Below are 17,126 nucleotides of genomic sequence, written 5' to 3'. Positions count from 1 at the left end.
GTCAGCCGTTCGATCGCGGCGCCCAGCCGCTCCGGGTCGACGTCGGTGCCGTCGAACTCGGTGTAGAGGTGGGCCGCCACGCCCGACAACGGCTGGCCGGGGGTGCGGCCGACCCAGTAGGCGTGCTGCATGAGGGCGAGAGGGAAGGAGTCGTCCTCGTCGCCGCGGGCGTTCTCGCCGACGGCCTCGGGGAGGTCGTCGGCCGCGGGCGGCCGGGAGGACATGGCGGTGGCCCCGTCGGCCGGCGCGTGTCCGGTGGCCGGGGCCTCATCGCCCGCGTCCCCAGGCCGGCGGCTGGCGAGCAGCTTGTACCAGCCGTCGACGGTCGGGTTCTCGGTCAGCTCGGCGAAGGAGATCTCGATCCCCGACCGGCGCCAGCGACCGACCGTCTTCATGACGGCGATCGACTCCAGGCCGAGCTCGAAGAGGTTCGCCTCGTCGCCAACGGACGCCGGGTCGGCGTGCAAAATCTCCGCGACCGACCGACGGACCTCCTCGATGTCGATCGCCCCGGGCCACGCCGCGGCGGGCGACGGCGACGGCGCGGCCGGGACCAGGAACCGGCTCACGCTGCGTAGCTTCTCCCTGGTCTCCTCGAGCTCGCGCTCCGGCTCCGACTGGGCGACGATCCCCGCGCCCGCGCGCAGCCAGGCACGCCCGTTCTCCTGGAAGACGGTCCGCAGGACGAGCGCGGCGTCGAGGCCGCAGCTCTCGTCGGCGACGAGCACGGCGCCGCTGTAGATCCCGCGAGGTTCGGACTCGTAGCGGCCCAGCGACGTGCAGGCAGCGGCCTTCGGGATCCCGGAGGCCGTGATGGACGGAAACGCCGCGCCCAGCGCGTCCCAGCAGTCCCGGCCGACCGCGAGCGGCCGCTGACCCGGGAGGCCAGGTGCTGGACGCTGCCGCGCTCGAGCACGCTCATGAACTCGTCGACAGCCACGGAGCCGGGCCGGCAGACCGTGAGCAGCTCCTGCTGGCAGGTCTGCACGGAGACCGCGTGCTCGTAGATCTCCTTCGGGTCGTCGAGCAGAACCTGGCGCAGCTCGCGGTCGCGGGCGGGCTCCCCGGTCAGCGCCCGGGTGCCGGCGAGCGGTTGGACGGAGACGATGCCATCCGCGGAGACCTCGACGACGGTTTCGGGGCTGAAGCCCGCGGCCCGCCGGCCGGCCAGGTCGAACAGGAAGGGACGGGCGGGATTGTTGCCGCGCCGGCCGGCCACATAGGTCGCAGTCGGCGGTGCTGGCGGAGGCCCGCGCGTCCAGCTCGCCGGCGTGGGCCAGGGCCGCACGGCCGGAGATGGCCGTCCCCAGGCCGGGCAGCTCGGCCAGGCCGGCGGTTCGCACGACGGCCACGCCCGCCGAGAGCCGGATCTCCCGCGCGGGAATGACGAGGTGCAGCACCGGCCGGAGTCAGCCGGCCGGCCTGGCGCTCCTTCGCCGGTAGGTGCGGAGGGCGAGCGCCCCGCAGACGACGACCAGCGCCACCGACCAGGCGACCGCTTCCAGCACCGGCCACGCGGTCGGTCCCCCGTGCGCGAGCGCCCGCATCGCCTCGATGACCACCGAGAACGGGTTCACCCGGGCGACCGGCTGTACCCAGCCCGGCAGGTCGGCGCTCGGCACCAGGCCCGTCGACAGGAACATGCCCAGGAGCATGATCGGGTTCAGCGTCGCGTTGACGGTCTCCACGTCCGGCGCGTGGACCGCCACGAGCAGCGCGAGGAAGCCGAGCCCGAGGCCGAACAGGAGCGGCAGCAGCAGAAACCCGACCGCCCCCCACGGGGCGGCCGTGAACCGGAAACCGAGGGGCAGTCCGACGACGACGACCACGGCGACCGTGACGGCGCTGCGTGCCGTGTCCGCGACCAGCCGGCCGGCGAGCGCGGCCAGCGTCGGGACGGGCATCGTCCGGATCCGGGCGTCGAAACCGCTCCGCAGGTCGGACGCGGTCGCGGCGGCAGTCATGGGCGCGGCGAACGCGATGCCGACGAGGATGAACAACGGCAGACCGATGTCCACGAAGTCGCCGTACCCGCCTGTGGGGTAGACGATCTTCGCGAAGCTCGCCGTCATCAGCAGCATCAACAGCAGCGGGAAGATGACCGACAGGACGACCGTCACCGGGTCGCGCATCGTCAGCCGCAGCGCGCGGCCGGACATCACCAGCGTGTCGCCCACCAGAGCGGGCCGGACCGAGGCGCTCATGAGGACCTCCCGACGGCCCTGGTCGCTCCCAGCGCGCCGAGCAGGAGCAGCCCGGCGAGCCACGCCCCCGCGATGAGCAGCGGCCGCGCGAGAGCCGCGTCCTGCGTGGTCAGCGCCCGCAGCGCGTCGGCGACCTGGCTGACCGGTTGCTGCTCCACGACCGGGCGCAGCCACGACGGGAACGACGCGGCCGGTGTGAAGGCGCTGGACAGCAGCAGGAACGGGAAGTAGATCAGGTTCGTCGCCACCGTCACGGTCTCGACCCGGCGCAGTGCGAACCCCAGCGCGATGTGGCAGGAGACCAGTGCGGCGGCGAACGCCAGCATCACGACGGGGAAGCCGAGGGCCTGCCAGGGGCCGCCGTGAAACCGGAAGCCGAGCGCGGTGCCGATCGCCAGCAGCACCCCGAGCGAGAGCACCGACCGTGCCAGCTCGGCCGCGAGCAGCCCGAACGCCGGCGCGGACCGGCTGACCGCCATCGTCCGCAGCCGGTGCAGCGTGCCGCCGACGACGTCCTCGGCCGCGAGGATGGCGCTCGAGATCGCGCTGAAGAACACCGCCTGGATGACGGCCGCGGGCAGCAGGTAGTTGATGTAGTCGATGCCGGCGCGGGCCATCACCCGGCCGAAGACGGTGAAGAACAGCAGCACGAAGATCAGTGGCAGCACGATCGCGCTGATGATCGACGCGGGTCGCCGGGTCATCAGGCGCAGGTGCCGCCCGGCGAGCATCGCCGCGTCGGCGGCCACCGCGGGCCGCGCGCTCTGGGCGGCGCCGTGGGGGGTCGCGTCCGCCAGCGCCGCCGTCATGAGCCGACCTCGGCGGTCGGCCGGTCGAGCGGCGCCACCCCGTCGGCGGCCTCGGCCGGGTGCCCGGTCAGGGCCAGGAAGACGTCGTCCAGGGTCGGCCGGCGCAGCCCGATGTCGTCGATCGTCGCCACGAGCAGCCCCTCCGTGCGCGCGGCGTCGAGAGCCCGCACCGCGGCGACCAGCGTCTCCGGCCCGGCCGCGGGCAGGCTCACCCCGTCGGGCAGGACGCTGACGACGCCGAGTGGCGCGAGTGTCCTGGCCACCGCGGGCGCCTCAGCGGGGTCGGCGAGGGCGACGTGGCAGACCGTGCCGCCGACGCGGCGCTTGAGCTCCTCGGAGGTGCCCTCCGCGACGACCCGGCCCCGGTCGATGATCGTGACCCGGTCCGCAAGCGCGTCCGCCTCCTCGAGGTACTGGGTCGTGAGCAGGATCGTGATCCCGCTCATGCGCAGCGCGCGGACTGCCTCCCAGAGGGCGAGGCGGCTGCGCGGGTCGAGCCCCGTCGTGGGCTCGTCGAGGAAGAGCACCGACGGCTCACGGGTGATCGACGCGGCCAGATCCAGCCGGCGCTTCGTCCCGCCGGACAGCGTCGCGGTGCGCTGGCCGGCCGCCTCGGTGAGCGCGAAGCGCTCCAGCAGCTCGTCCGCGCGGCGCCGGGCCTCGGCCCGGCCGAGCTTCATCAGTCGGCCGAACAGCACCAGGTTCTCGCGCGCGGTCAGCCCGCCGTCGAGGGCGGCGAACTGGCCGGTCACCCCGATCGCGGCGCGGACGAGCGCGGGCTGCCGGGCGACGTCGTGGCCCGCGACCGTCGCGTGTCCCGAGTCCGGGCGCGTCACGGTGGTCAGCACGTTGATGGCCGTTGTCTTGCCGGCCCCGTTGGGGCCGAGCAGCCCGACGATCGTGCCGGACTCGGCCTGCAGGGACAGACCGTCGAGCGCCCGCTTGGCGCCGAAGGTCTTCACAAGTCCGTCGGCCTCGACGGCCGCGGTCACGCCGTGGCCCCCTGGCGTGGCGTCGGGTGGCAGGTCGCCATCGGTCGTCCTTCCTCGTGGCGGGTTCGTGGTGGGGTGCGGTCGGCCGAAGTCGTCGCCGACCGCGCGGGGGGCTGGTCGGTCGGTGATGCCTTTGTTGCTCCGCCTGGCGCGCTGTGGTGAGATGATCGAGTTATTAGAGGTAAGCCTAACTTAAGGCAATGGGGCCTCGCCTTCCATAACTGAGGCCGAGCCGGGCGGAACGCGAGGAGCGGGATGTCGATCCATCTGGAAGGTCGGGGCACGCGGTCACGGCCATGGCCTGGGCCGCGACGTTCGCGGGGGCTGGCGTGACCGAGCAGCTGGTCGGCGGGAGCCAGGTGGCGCTTCGGAACCAGGACGGCCTTGACGACGAGCTCGCGCTGGTGGAGTTGCTCGCACGGGCGCGGTCCGCGGGCGAGTCCACGGACGGCTGGGACCAGGAACGCGTCGACCAGATCGTGCGCGCCGTGGGTCGGGCGCTCTACGACGAGGAGCTCGTCCGGGCGCTGAACGCCCGGGTGGTCACCGGGACCCGGATGGGCACCGTGGAGGATCTGACGGCGCTGCACCGGCTGCGCGTGCTGGGAACCATGCGTGACCTGCACGGACAACGCACGGTCGGCCTGATCGCGCGGGATGACGAGCGCCGCCTCGAGACATGGGCCAAGCCGCTCGGCGTCGTGGCCCTGGTCACGCCGGCGACCGCGCCCTGCACGGCGTTGGCGACCGGCGTGCTGTCCCTGCTCAAGACCTGCAACAGCGTCATCGTCAGCCCGCACCCCGCGACGGTCGAGCCGCTGGCCCGCCTCGTCGAGGCTGTCAGGAACGCGCTGCGCGAGGTCGACGCCGACGAGGATCTCGTACAACTGCTCGCCGGCGCCGACCGGGAGACCAGCCGGGAGCTCATGGGCGCGGCCGACTTCGTGGTGGCGACCGGGGGAGCCGGGACGGTCGCCCGCGTCTACGCCAGCGGCACGCCCGCCGTCTCCTCCGGGCCCGGCAACGCGACGGTGGTCGTCGACGAGCTCGCCGACCTGGATCGGGCCGCCGAGCTGATCAACAGGGGTGCCAGCTACAACAACGGGACGTCCTGCTCGTCCGAGAGCAACGTGCTCGTCGACGCGCGGCGGCTTGGCGCCTTCCGGGAGCGGCTGGGCGCCAACGGCGCGCTGCTGCTGTCGGACGAGGAGGCGGCGCGGCTGGAGCGTGGGCTGTGGCCGGACGGCCGGCTCGAACGCCTGCTGGTCGGGCGCAGTGCCGTCGAGATCGCGCGGGCGTGCGACATCGACGTCCCTGCGGGCCAGGCGGTCATGACGCTCGTCGCCACGAAAGCGCAGGCCCAGCCCGGCCGCCCGCTGTTCACCGAGAAGCTCTCGCCCGTGCTGACGCTCGCGCCGTACGGCACGTTCGACGACGCCGTGCGGGAGGTCGAGGAGATCCTCGCGCAGAGCGGCCGCGGTCACAGCTGCGGCCTGCACACCGGCCACGGGCCGGTCTCCGCGGCCAGGGTCGACCGGCTGGCGCGCGTCGCCGACGTCTGCCGGGTTCTGGTCAACCAGTCGACCATGGGCAACGCAGGCAGCTTCGAGAACGGCATGGAGTTCACGTCGGTCGTGTCGACCGGGACCTGGGGCGGCTGCGGCGTCTCGGAGAACGTGACCTGGCGCCACCTGTTCAACCGCACCACCGTGGCCCATCTCCGTCCGGCCCGGGTACCCACCCCCGCCGAGCTGTTCGACGACCCGGCCTTGGCCTGACGCGGGCAGGCCCGTCCGGTCCCGTCCGGGGGAGGCCGGACGGGCCTGCCGCTTTGCGCGGCCTACCGGAGCCGGGCGGACCCGGCCAGCGACGCGACCGCGTCCAGCAGGTGCTGGCCGAGGCTGTCGAGGTCGGACACGGACAGCACGTTGCCGTTCCCGCGCAGCGTCGTCACCAGCGTCGCTGGTGAGTCCGGGCCCTCGACCGAGCCGACCGCGCAGATGACCTCGAGGTCGTAGCGCAGCGGCAGGTCCGGCTCGGGATCGGCCGGCAGCAGCTCGTGCAGCGCCCGGTCGCTCACCGGCGCCCAGCCGTCGCCCGCTGCCGGCGCCTGGTCGAAGCGGCCGAGGTAGTTGAACTCGATCGGTGGCACCGCCGCGCCGAGCAGCCGCGGGTCCTCGCGGATGCTCTGGGCGAGGCCGAAGTCGAAGCCCTGGTTCGGCACCTCGGCCAGCCGCCGCGCGGTCGCCGCCGCCGCCTCCCACAGGGCCTCGCCCTCTCTGGAGCCGCCGGCCTCGGCCGGCGCCGGTATCCGGAACGGGAACACGCTGGTGAACCAGCCCACCGTCGTCGACGTGTCGACGTCGTGGGCCTCGGCTCCGGTGGCTCCCGCGGCGGCAAGGTGGTCGAACCGGCCGTGGGACTCCAGGTCGACCACCACCTCCCGCAGCGCCGGGCGCCAGCGGCGCACCGCCTGGCCCAGTGCGGCGAGCAGCAACTCGCGCAACCCGACCTCACGGCTGACTGCGCCGACCAGCGCCGCGGTCGTCTTCGGTGAAGCCGCGACCGTCACGACCACCAGGCTCGCCGCGCGGTCGATGGCCGGATCGGTGGGCCGCTCGCCCAGCGGCCGGTCGGCCCCGGCGAGCTCAGCGATCCAGTACGGTACCTGGCCCGCGACCTCGTCGGTCTGGGCGCGCCTGCGCGCCAGCTCGCTGTAGCGCCGGTAGCTGGTCAGCTCGCCGGTCGCCTCGCTCGGCTGCGTGAGCGCCCTGAGCATGATCGCCCAGGACACGGCGTCCACGGCCAGGTGGTGCACCGACAGCGCGAGGAGGTTCGCGTCGGGCAGGTACAGCGCCGCGAGCATCCGGCCGGCGCGGGGGTCGACGCGGTCGATCGTGGCGCGCGCCGCGGCGGCGAGCACCGCCGCCGCGGCGCCGGGCACGACCCGAAGAATCTCGGCGGCCCTGACCGCTCCGGCGGGGCGGGTGAGCACCGCGTCGCCGCCGGGCGCGAGCGTGGCGCGCAGCATCGGATGGCGGTCGAGCAGCCTCCGCAGGGCCGCCTCGACGCCCGCAGCGCCGAGGCCCGGCGGCACCGCCACCAACTGCGTCTGGGTGAACCGGCGCAGCGAGCCCGCCTCGAGCAGCCACCGCGCGATCGGCAGCGGCGGGACCGTTCCCAGCCCCTCGTCCGCGAGCCGGTTGGGCCCGCCCGCGCCGGCCAGCTTCGCGGCATGCGCGTCCGCGGCCTCGGCGAGGTCGCGGATGCTGCGGCTGACCGCCACCAGGCGCGCTGTGAGGGTGACGTCGGCGGCGCGGGCCCTGGTCACCAGGGCGATCGTCGAGATGCTGTCGAGCCCCAGGTCCGCCAGGTCGGTGTCCACACCGGCGGGCGCCGCGCCGAGGAGTTCGGCGGCGATCGTCCAGAGGGCGCGCTCGGTCGCGGTCTGCGGCGGCGCCCCGGCCGTCTCTCCGGCGGCGGCCGCGCCACCGCTGGCGAGTGCCTCGAGCGCGCGGGCGTCCACCTTGCCGTTCCCCGTGATCGGCAGGGTCTCGAGGAGCACGAACCGGGCCGGCACCAGGTGCGCCGGCAGCCGGTCCGCCAGGTAGGCGCGCAGCGATGCCGCGGTCGGGACGACGGCGACCGCGTCGCCGCTCAGGCCGGGTCCAGCCGGCACGACGAAGGCGACGAGAGCGTGGCCCGCGCCGCGCGCCACCGCCCGCACCACCGCGGTCCGCACCCCGGGCATCCCGCGTACGGCCGCCTCGATCTCCGCCGGCTCGATCCGGTAGCCCCGGATCTTGATCTGGTCGTCGTCGCGGCCGAGGTATTCGATCGTTCCCGCCGCCGCGCGGCGCACGATGTCGCCCGTGCGGTACATCCGCTCGCCGGGCTGGAACGGGTCCGCGACGAACCGGCTGGCGGTGTGCTCCGGCTGGCCCAGGTAGCCGCGGGTGAGCTGGTCGCCGCCCAGGTAGAGTTCGCCGACCACGCCCGGCGGGACGAGCCGCAGCCGCGAGTCCAGGACGTAGGCCCGCATGCCGGCCACCGGGTGGCCGATGCTCGGCTCGGAGATGTCGGCCAGCGCCGCCGACGCGGCGTCGACGGTCGTCTCGGTCGGCCCGTAGAAGTTGTGGACGGACGTCGTCGGCAGCGCGCGCAGCCGATCCCACACGTCCTGGCCGACCGCCTCGCCGCCGAGGCCGAGCACTGCGAGCGGGCAGTGTGCCCCGTCGGGCGTGGCCTCGAGCAGGCCGGCCTGGGCGAGATGGCCGAACATGGAGGGCGACGTCTCGATCATGTCGAGGCCGAACTCCCGGATCCCGGCCACGAGACGGGCCGGGGCGCGCTGCTCGTCGGCGTCGAAGACGTGGATCGCGTTGCCGGACAGCAGGGCCATCGTCGGCTGCCAGGACGCGTCGAAGCTCATCGACCAGGCGTGCCCAACGCGCAGCGGCCGGCCGAGGCGGCGGATCGCCGGGTCGTAGATCCGGGCGCGATGGTCGGCGAGCAGGGCGGTGATGCCGCGGTGCGTTCCGATCACGCCCCGGGGCTCGCCCGTCGACCCGGACGTGAAGATCGTGTACAGCGCCTGGCCGGGCAGCGGCGTCACCGCCGGCCGGTTGGTCGGCCGCTCGGCGAGGCCAGCGGCCATGGCCGGGTCGTCCAGGTTCAGCACGGGTACCGCGCAGCCGGGCAGCGCGTCGGCGGTGGCGATCGTGAGCACGGCCGAGGTCCGCTCGACCAGGGTGGCCAGCCGGGCCTCGGGCACGGGCCACTCGACGGGAACCGACGTGGCGCCGGCCAGCGCCACCGCCAGCAGGGCGACGACGTGGCGCGGGCCGCGGGGCAGCGCGAGGACGACCGCGTCCTCGCGGCCGACGCCACGCGCGACCAGCTCGTGGGCGAGCCGGGCTGTGGCGGCGCCGAGCTCGCCGTAGCCGAGTCGGCCGGGTTCGGCGCCGGCGAGCACGTGCCCGCCTTCGAGAGCCGCAGGACCGGCGGACCAGCTCATGGCCAGCGCCGCCGGCGTGTCCTCGACATGCCGCCAGAACAGGTCGGCGACGGTCGGTGGGTCCACGCTCGCCGCGGCGACCGGCGCCGGTTGTCCGGGCGGGGCCGCAGGGGTGAGCAGGGCGGCGCGCTCGCCGGGCAGCAGGATGTCAAGCGTGTCCGGATCCGTGTCGGCGTGGCCGGGCAGGTCGCGCAGCACCTGGAGCAGCCGGGTGCCGAGCTGGGTGGGCTCGATCGTGGGCAGCAGGTCGGCGCGGTGCTCCAGCACGACGCACAGCCGGCCCTCGTTGACATAGGGCACCAGCGTCAGCGGGTAGTGGGTGAGGCTGTCCAGCCGCAGCGGCGTGAACACCACCCCGTCCGGCGTCCGGACCACGTCCGCCATGGACCCGCGTGGGGCGTTCTGGAACACCATCAGCGTGTCGAACAGCTCGGGGTGGCCGGAGAGCCGTTGCAGGGTGGCGAGCCCGACCCCGCCATGCCCCCGCATGGCGACCACGCGGCGCTGCAGGTCGACGCAGCCCTGCGCGACGGTGCGCGCGGCATCGAGGCGCACCCGGACCGGCACCGTGTTGATGAACAGGCCGACCATGTCCTCGACGCCGGTGACCTGTTCGGGACGGCCGGCGACGGTCGCCCCGAACACCACGTCGCGCCGGTCGGTGAGCCGACCGAGCAGCACCGCCCACGCGTACTGGGTGAGCGTGTTGACGGTGAGACCGCGCTCGCGGGCCCAGCCGGTCAGCCGGGCGCTGTCGGCGGGGTCCAGGCCGACCTCCACCGAGACCGCGAGCGTCGCGGCGGTGCCGCGCCGGCCGGGGGCCAGGATCGACGGCTCGGCGAGGTCTGCGAGGTAGTCGCGCCACGCGGACCGCGCCAGCGCCGGGTCCTGGCGGCCGAGCCAGGCGACGTAGTCGCGGTACGGCCGGACCGGCGGCAGGTGGTCGGTCCGGCCGTCGCCGAGGTAACCACCGACCAGGTCGCGCAGCATCGTGGGCACCGACCAGCCGTCGACGACGATGTGGTGCACCGTCCCGATCAGGCGGTGGTGGCCCGGCTCGGTCCGCGCGAGGGCGAACCGCATCGCGGGCCCGTTCGCCAGGTCGAACGGGACGCGGCGTTCCCGGTCGGCGAGCGCGTCGAGTTCGGTGCGCGCGCAGTCGACCTCCCGCCACGCCGGCGCGGCGTGGTCGGGGACGATCTGGACCGGGTGCGGTACGCCCTGGTCCCAGAACGACACCCGCAGGTTCGGGTGCCGGTCGAGCAGGGCGACCGTGGCGCGCCGCAGCCGGTCGACGTCGAGCGGGCCGCCGATGTCGGCGACGAACTGGATCGTGTACGGGTCGACGGCGCCCGGCTCCCGTGCCTGCGCGAGCGCGTAGAGCCCGGTCTGCAGCGGGGTCAGGGTAAGAACGTCGATGATCCGGCGGCCCGGTGCGTCGGTGGTGCTCATCGGGCTCCCCAGGTGCGCTCCAGGGCGGCCAGGTCGGCCGCGGCCAGGCCGGACGCGCTCATCGGAGCGGTTTCGGGGGCGGACCAGGCGTCGTCCGCGTTGGCGGCTTCGCCGGTGCCGGCCCCGGCGCCGTCGGCCGCGTCGATGGCCGCGGCCACCTCGGCGACCGTCTCGTGCTCGAAGAGCAGCCTGGGCTCGAGAGCCAGTCCCACCTCCCGCGCCTTGGCCGCGACCTGGATCGAGACGATGCTGTCGCCGCCCAGGGCGAAGAACCGGTCTGAGCGCCCCACCTGGGGCACGTCCAGCACCTCGGCGAGGATCGCGGCGAGCGCGCGTTCGGTGTCGGTGAGCAGCTCATCGGCGACCGCGGTGGTCGCCAGGTCCGGTGCCGGCAGCTCCGGTCGGTTGATCTTTCCTGACCTGGTCAGCGGGATCTCGGTGAGGACGACGACCGCCGCGGGCACCGCGTAGTTCGGCAGCCGTTCGCCGACCTGCGCGCGGACCAGCTCGGCGAACGCCCGGTCATCCGGCTCGCCGTCGTCGCAGGCGCCGCGTACGACGTAACCGACGATGGCATCCACGCCGTGCAACGGGTGCAGACGCGCAGCGACGGCCGAGACCCCAGGAGCCGCGCGCAGGGCGGCCTCCACCTCGCCCAGCTCGATCCGGAAGCCGCGGATCTTGACCTGGTGGTCCGCGCGGCCGACGAAGCGCAGCCGTCCGTCCGCGTCCCACCAGCCCCGGTCACCGGTCAGGTAGAGCCGCCCGCCCGGCTCGGTGGCGAACGGGTCCGCGACGAACCGGCTGGCGGTCAGGCCGGGCCGGCGCCAGTACCCGCGGGCGAGCTGCGCGCCGGACACACAGACCTCCCCCGCGGTGCCCGGCGGCACCGGGCGCAGCAGCTCGTCGAGGACGAGGATCCGCACGCCGGGGACCGGACGCCCGGCAGCGAGCCGGCCCGGCGAGACGGTCGCGCGCACCATCGCCCCGGCCGTCTCGGTCGCCCCGTAGGAGTTGACCAGGTGGCTGTCGGGCGCCGCGGCGCCCAGCCGGTCCAGCAGCGGGTCGAGCAGCGGCTCGCCGCTGCACACCCAGCGCCGCACCCCGCGCACGGCGTCGGGCTCGGTGTCGACGAGCACGCTGACGGCGCTCGCCACCATCGTCACCTGGCCGACCGGGTGCGCCCGCGCCAGCGTGGCCAGCGCGGACAGGTCGCGGGCCTGCTCGTCGTCGGCGATCAGCATCTCGGCGCCCGCCGCGACGGCGGCGAGCAGCTCCAGCGGGCCGTCGAGGAAGCTCAGCTGGCCCTGCAGGAGCCGCACGTCCGGCTGGTCGACCGGGTACAGCGACGGCTGCCAGCCGAGCCGGTTGGCCATCGCCCGCTGGGTGCCGACGACGCCTTTGGGTACGCCGGTCGACCCGGACGTGAACAGCAGGTAGGCGGCGTGCTCGCCGCGCAGGTCGAGTGCGCCCGGCGACTCGGTCGCGGCGATCGCGGCCTGGGTGGCCGGGTCGTCGAGCAGCACCCGGGGGGTGCCGTTCGCCGCCGGCAGCAGGCCGGCGACGGACTCGGTGGTGAGCACGCAGACGGCCCGCGCGTCGTCGAGCATGAAGCCGAGCCGGTCGGCCGGCAGCCGCAGGTCGAGCGGCAGGAACGCCGCCCCGGCCTTCATCACGGCGACCAGCGCCACCGGCAGGTCGAGCGTGCGGGGCAGGGCCATCCCGACGAAGGTGTCGGGCCCCGCGCCGAGCGCGCGCAGGTGGGCGGCGAGCCGGTCGGCGCGTTCGTGCAGCGCCGCGTGGTCCATCGTCGCGTCGCCGCAGCGCATCAGTCGGTCGGTGGGCGCGTCGCGCCGGGCCCGCTCGAGCAGTTCGGCCACCGTCTCGGGGAACGACTCCGTGGCCACGTCGGGCCGCGCGTCGGGCCGGCTCCATCGGTCCACGACAGCGGCCCGCTCGTCGGCGGACAGCATGTCGAGGGCGGGCAGCGGGCTGTCCGGAGCCGTCGCGAGCGCGTCGAGCACGCGCAGCAGCCGGTCGACCATGGTCTGCACGGTGGCCCGGTCGTACAGCTCGGTCCGGTAGTTGATGCCGCCGCCGAAGCCGAAGCCGTCGCCGTCGCCGTCGGCGTCGGCGTCGGCGTAGAAGTCGAATGTCAGGTCGAACTTCGCCGTGGTCTCGGCGGGCGCTTCGGTCGCCAGCGTCGTGCCGCGCTCATCCAGTGTCACGTTGGCGAGCCCCGACTCGCGCAGGTGCACCAGCACCTGGAAGAGCGGGTGGCGGGCCGTGGTGCGGGTGGGGCTGAGCGCGTCCACCAGCCGTTCGAACGGCAGGTCCTGGTGAGCGAGCGCCTCGAGCGCGACCGCCCGGGCCCGCCGCAGCAGCTCACGTCCCGTCGGCACGCCCGACAGGTCGTTGCGCAGCACCAGAGTGTTCACGAACATGCCGACGGTCTGCCCGACCTCCGGCCGGGTCCGGCCCGCGACCGGCGTGCCCAGCGGGATGTCGGTGCCGGCGCCGAGAGCGTGCAGCGTGATCGCCACGGCGGTCTGCAGCAGCATGAACTCGGTCGCGTCGGTCTCGCGCGCAAGCCGGGCGAGCCGCTGGCGCAGCGCCGGCGCGACCTGCAGCGTGACCGTGTCGCCCTGGTCGGACTGGACGCGGGGCCGGGGCCGGTCGCGGCCGACGGCGGTGTCCTCGGGCAGCTCGGCGAGGGTCCGGCGCCAGAACGCGACCTGCTCGGCCTCGATGCTGGGCGCGTCCGCGTCCGCGTCCGCGTCCGCGGCCCGGGCGGCGAACAGCTCGCGCTGCCACAGGGCGTAGTCGGCGTACTGGACCGGCAGCGGCTCCCACTTCGGGGCGGTGCCGCCGAGCCGGGCGCGGTAGGCGGTGACCAGATCCTGGAACAGGACCGGCGCCGACCACTCGTCGGCCGCGATGTGGTGGACGACCACGCTCAGCCAGTGCAGCCGTGGCCCGGCCCGCAGCACGGTCGCTCGTAGTGGGGGGGCGGCCGCCAGGTCGAAGAGGTGCCCGGCGAGGCCGTCCAGCCGGTCACGCACGGCCCGCTCCGGGTTCCGTTCCCCGCTGAGGTCGACCAGGGGCAGGTCGACGTCGGCCGGTGGGCGGATCTCCTGGTAGGGCACGCCATCGACGTCCGGGTAGACGGTGCGCAGGATCTGATGCCGCGTGGTCACGTCGCGCAGCGCCGCCGCGAGGGCGACGAGGTCGAGGTCGCCGTCGATGCGGGCGGTGAACGGGATGTTGTAGGTGCTGCGCGGCCCGTCCACCCGGTAGCCGACCCACTGGCGCGTCTGTGCGTAGGACAGCGGCAGGCGCTCGGGCCGGTCCGGGCGGGCGACGATCGGCGGCAGCTCGGGGCGGCCCCGGGTGGTGCCGGCCAGGTGAGCGTCAACCAGAGCGGCCAGCCCCGCCGGAGTGGGCGCCTCGAACGCGTCGGCGAGCCGCAGCCGCACGCCCGTGCGGGCCTCGATCGCGGACAGCAACGAGGTTGCCAGCAGGGAGTGCCCGCCAAGTTCGAAGAATCCGGCATCCGCGCTCACGTGGTCACGCCCGAGCGTCTCGGCGAACGCCGCGCACATCAGCCGCTCCGTCACCGTCGACGGGTCGCGGTCGGAGGTGCGCGCGGCCAGGTCCGGCGCGGGCAGGGCGGCCCGGTCGGCCTTCCCGTTCGCGGTCATGGGGATCTCGTCGAGGCGGACGAACGCGGTCGGCACCATGTGCACGGGCAGCGCGTCGGCGAGGTGGCGGCGCAGCTCCTTCTCGAGGCCGCGGGCGCCCGCCCACTCCCGCGCCTCGGCGGTGGGCACCACGTACGCGACCAGGATGGTTCCGAGCCGGTCGATCTCGGTGGCGACGACGAGGGACTGGCGCACCCCCGGGTGGCGGGCGAGCACGGCCTGGATCTCGCCCAGCTCGACCCGGAACCCGCGGATCTTCACCTGCTCGTCGGCACGGCCGACGAACTCCAGCTCGCCGTCCGCGTTCCAGCGGCCCAGGTCGCCGCTGCGGTACAGGCGGCCGCCGCCCGGCCGGACCGGGTCGGCGACGAACCGCGACGCGGTCAGGGCGGGCCGGCCCAGGTAGCCGCGGGCCAGCTGGCCGCCGCCGATGTAGATCTCTCCGACCACGCCGGGCGGCGCGAGCCGCAGGCGCTCGTCGAGGACGTAGACCTGGGTGCCGGACTTGGGCGTGCCGATCGGCACGGTGCGGATGCCCTGCGGGGTGTCGACGACGTAGCGGGTCGCGGCGAGGGTCGTCTCGGTGGGCCCGTAGAAGTTGTGCAGACTCGCGTCGAACGTGCGCCGGAAGCGGTCGGCGAGCTCGCCCGGCAGGGCCTCGCCGCCGATCGGCACCAGGCGCAGCGTCTTCCAGTCCCCGGTGCCCGGCAGGCTCAGGAACAGGTCGAGCAGCGACGGGACGAAGTGCATCCAGCTGATCCGCTCCTCGTTGAGGAGCGCGGTCAGGTAGGCCAGGTCCTGCAGCCCGCCGGGGCGGGGGATGACCAGCCGGCCGCCGACGCACAGCGGGCCGAACAGCTCGCCGACCGACACATCGAAGCTGGGTGACGCCACCTGCAGCATCGCGTCGTCGGCGCCGACCTCGTACTCGCTGGCGAGCCACGACAGGTGGGCGCAGATGGCGGCGTGCGAGACCGGGACGCCCTTGGGCGCCCCGGTCGAGCCCGAGGTGTAGATGACGTAGGCGATGTCGTCCGGGTGCAACGGGCGGACCCGGTCGGCGTCGGTGGGCTCGGTGACGGGCAGGGTCGGGTCGTCGAGGTCCAGCGGTCCGTCGAGCACGAGCCGCGGCTTCGCGTCGGCGAGCATGTACTCGATCCGGTCCGCGGGGTACTCCGGGTCGACGGGTAGGTAGGCGGCGCCGCTGGCGACCACACCGAGCGTCGCGACCACCAGGTCCAGGCCGCGCGGGCAGCGCAGCGCCACGAGGTCCTCGGGGCCGATCTTCTGCCGGATGAGCTGGTGCGCGAGCCGGTGGGCGCGGCCGGTCAGCTCGGCGTAGGTGAGGGTCCCGTCCGCCGTGGTGACCGCCGGGGCGTCCGGGGTGCGCCGGGCCTGCCGGGCGATGAGCTCCGGCAGCGTGCTGGCCCTGAGCGGGACGGGGCGGCCGGTCGACCAGCCCAGCAGCTCGGCCTGGCGCTGCTCGTTGAGCACCGGGAGGTCGCCGACGGGGATGTCGGGCCGGCGCACGGCGGCGCCGAGCAGGACGACGAGCTGCTCGAGCAGGTCGCCGGCCATCCGGTCGGGCAGGACGTCGAGCTGGTAGGTGGCCTCGAGCAGCCAGGCCCCGTCGGCGGTCGGCTGTGCCATCACATCGAAGGGCACCTGCGCGACCGCGCCGTGCAGGTCGTCGATTCGCGTCGAACCCAGGCCGGGCACGGTGAGCCCCGTCCAGGCGCCGGAGCGCATGCCGAACGCCACGCGCGCGATCCGGTGCAGGCCACCGACCCGTTCGGCGAGGGCGTCGGCGACGATGCGCTCCAGGCCGACGCCCTGGTGCGCGAAGGCGCCGGCGCACAAGTCCCTGGTCTGCTCGGCCAGGGCGCCGAACGTGTCGTCGGCGCTCACCCGGACCCGCAGCGGGAGCGTGTTGCCGAAGTACCCGAGCGCGCCCGCGGCGTCCCGGCCGCCCGGCCGGTCGACGACGGGCGTGGCGATGGCGAGGTCGCGAGTCCCGGTCACGCGGTACAGGAGGGCCGCGTACGCGGCGGTCAGCACGGCGAAGGGGCTCGTCCGCAGCGAGCGCGCGAGCGCGCGGGCCTGGGCCGCGACGTCGGCGGGCACGGCCAGCTGTCGGTGCCCGCTCGCGCCCGGGACGGCGAGCTCGCCCGCGGTCGTCGTGCCGGTCTCGCCAGGCAGCTCGAAGGGCTCGATCGAGCCCGTGAGCACCTCGCGCCAGTAGGCCAGGTCCGCGGCCTCGGTCTCGGCCTCGGCCTCGGGTTGGGCTGACGGGCCGAGGACCTGCAGGTCGAGGTATTGCGCGGGCGGAACCGGGTTCTCCGCGCCGTCGCGGTACGCCTGGGAGAGGTCGGCGAAGAACGGCTCCCAGCATTCGTCGTCCCAGGCGATATGCTGCGCGACGAGCACCAGGACGTGCTCCGCCTCGCCCGTGCGCAGGAGGGTCAGCCGCAGCGGCGCGTCGGTGGTCAGGTCGAACGGGCGGGCGAACTCGGCCGTGGCCAGCGCCCGTACCCGCTCGTCCCGAGCGTCCGCCGCCAGCGAGCGCAGGTCGTCGGTCGCGAGCCCCATCGCCGGTTCCTCGTGGACGACCTGGTAGGGCGTGCCGTCGGTGTCCGCGTGGTACGTGGTGCGCAGGATCTCGTGCCGGCGCGCGACGGCGGTGACGGCCCGGGCCAGCCGGTCCGGGTCCAGGCCGCCGACCAGCCGGATGGCCACGCCGACGCTCAGGTCGACGCGGCTGGCGTCGACCTGGTGCAGGAACCACATGCGTCGTTGGCCCGATGACAGCGGGTAGCGCGTGTCGCCGCCGCGCCGGGGCGCCGGTGGGGCGGCCGTCGCCGCGTGGGCCAGGCCGCGCGCGAGGAGCTTCTGTCGCAGCAGGGCGCGCCTGCGGTCGGTGTCGTCCATGCCTTCTCGGCCTCCCGAGTCCG

6 protein-coding genes and 1 pseudogene are annotated in these 17,126 nt (G+C 74.8%); 1 reads left to right on the top strand and 6 read right to left on the bottom strand.

Annotated features, from left to right (window positions below):
* Positions 1–317 precede the first annotated feature (317 nt).
* From AB1460_RS15495 to AB1460_RS15480, 4 genes and pseudogenes are all read right to left on the bottom strand, one after another.
* Positions 318–1,219 (bottom strand): annotated as a pseudogene (locus AB1460_RS15495) (salicylate synthase); the annotation flags it as partial.
* 190 nt (positions 1,220–1,409) lie between these two features.
* Positions 1,410–2,204 carry an ABC transporter permease gene (locus AB1460_RS15490; protein WP_368962014.1) on the bottom strand — a complete coding sequence of 265 codons (795 nt, stop codon included), beginning with the start codon at positions 2,202–2,204 and terminating at the stop codon, positions 1,410–1,412.
* A complete protein-coding gene (locus AB1460_RS15485; RefSeq protein WP_368962012.1) occupies positions 2,201–3,013 on the bottom strand; it encodes an ABC transporter permease in 813 nt (270 codons plus the stop codon). The genes AB1460_RS15490 and AB1460_RS15485 overlap by 4 nt, the downstream gene beginning before the upstream one ends.
* Entirely contained in the window at positions 3,010–4,005 is a 996-nt protein-coding gene (locus AB1460_RS15480; RefSeq protein WP_368962011.1) for an ATP-binding cassette domain-containing protein, read from the bottom strand. Before AB1460_RS15480 ends, AB1460_RS15485 begins: the two co-directional genes overlap by 4 nt.
* Positions 4,006–4,334: 329 nt before the next feature.
* On the opposite strand from AB1460_RS15480, the gene AB1460_RS15475 reads away from it, so the two are divergent.
* A complete protein-coding gene (locus AB1460_RS15475; protein ID WP_368962009.1) occupies positions 4,335–5,783 on the top strand; it encodes an aldehyde dehydrogenase family protein in 1,449 nt (482 codons plus the stop codon).
* A gap of 62 nt (positions 5,784–5,845) precedes the next feature.
* On the opposite strand, the gene AB1460_RS15470 is transcribed toward AB1460_RS15475, so the two are convergent.
* Positions 5,846–10,474 (bottom strand): amino acid adenylation domain-containing protein, encoded by a 4,629-nt coding sequence (locus tag AB1460_RS15470; RefSeq protein WP_368962008.1) that lies wholly within the window; start codon positions 10,472–10,474, stop codon positions 5,846–5,848.
* On the bottom strand, positions 10,471–17,103 hold the full coding sequence (locus AB1460_RS15465; protein WP_368962006.1) for an amino acid adenylation domain-containing protein: 6,633 nt from the start codon (positions 17,101–17,103) through the stop codon (positions 10,471–10,473). Before AB1460_RS15465 ends, AB1460_RS15470 begins: the two co-directional genes overlap by 4 nt.
* Between the last annotated feature and the right edge of the window lie 23 nt (positions 17,104–17,126).

Origin of the sequence: Parafrankia sp. FMc2, assembly GCF_041008525.1 — a bacterium.
GTDB lineage: Bacteria > Actinomycetota > Actinomycetes > Frankiales > Frankiaceae > Parafrankia.
Note: the sequence above shows the minus strand (reverse complement) of the source record. Positions and strands in the feature narration are given on the sequence as shown.

Coding starts and splice junctions, on each gene's coding strand:
- AB1460_RS15490 (WP_368962014.1), bottom strand. CDS start 2,204: ATGAGCGCCTCGGTCCGGCCCGCTCTGGTGGGCGACACGCTGGTGATG.
- AB1460_RS15485 (WP_368962012.1), bottom strand. CDS start 3,013: ATGACGGCGGCGCTGGCGGACGCGACCCCCCACGGCGCCGCCCAGAGC.
- AB1460_RS15470 (WP_368962008.1), bottom strand. CDS start 10,474: ATGAGCACCACCGACGCACCGGGCCGCCGGATCATCGACGTTCTTACC.
- AB1460_RS15465 (WP_368962006.1), bottom strand. CDS start 17,103: ATGGACGACACCGACCGCAGGCGCGCCCTGCTGCGACAGAAGCTCCTC.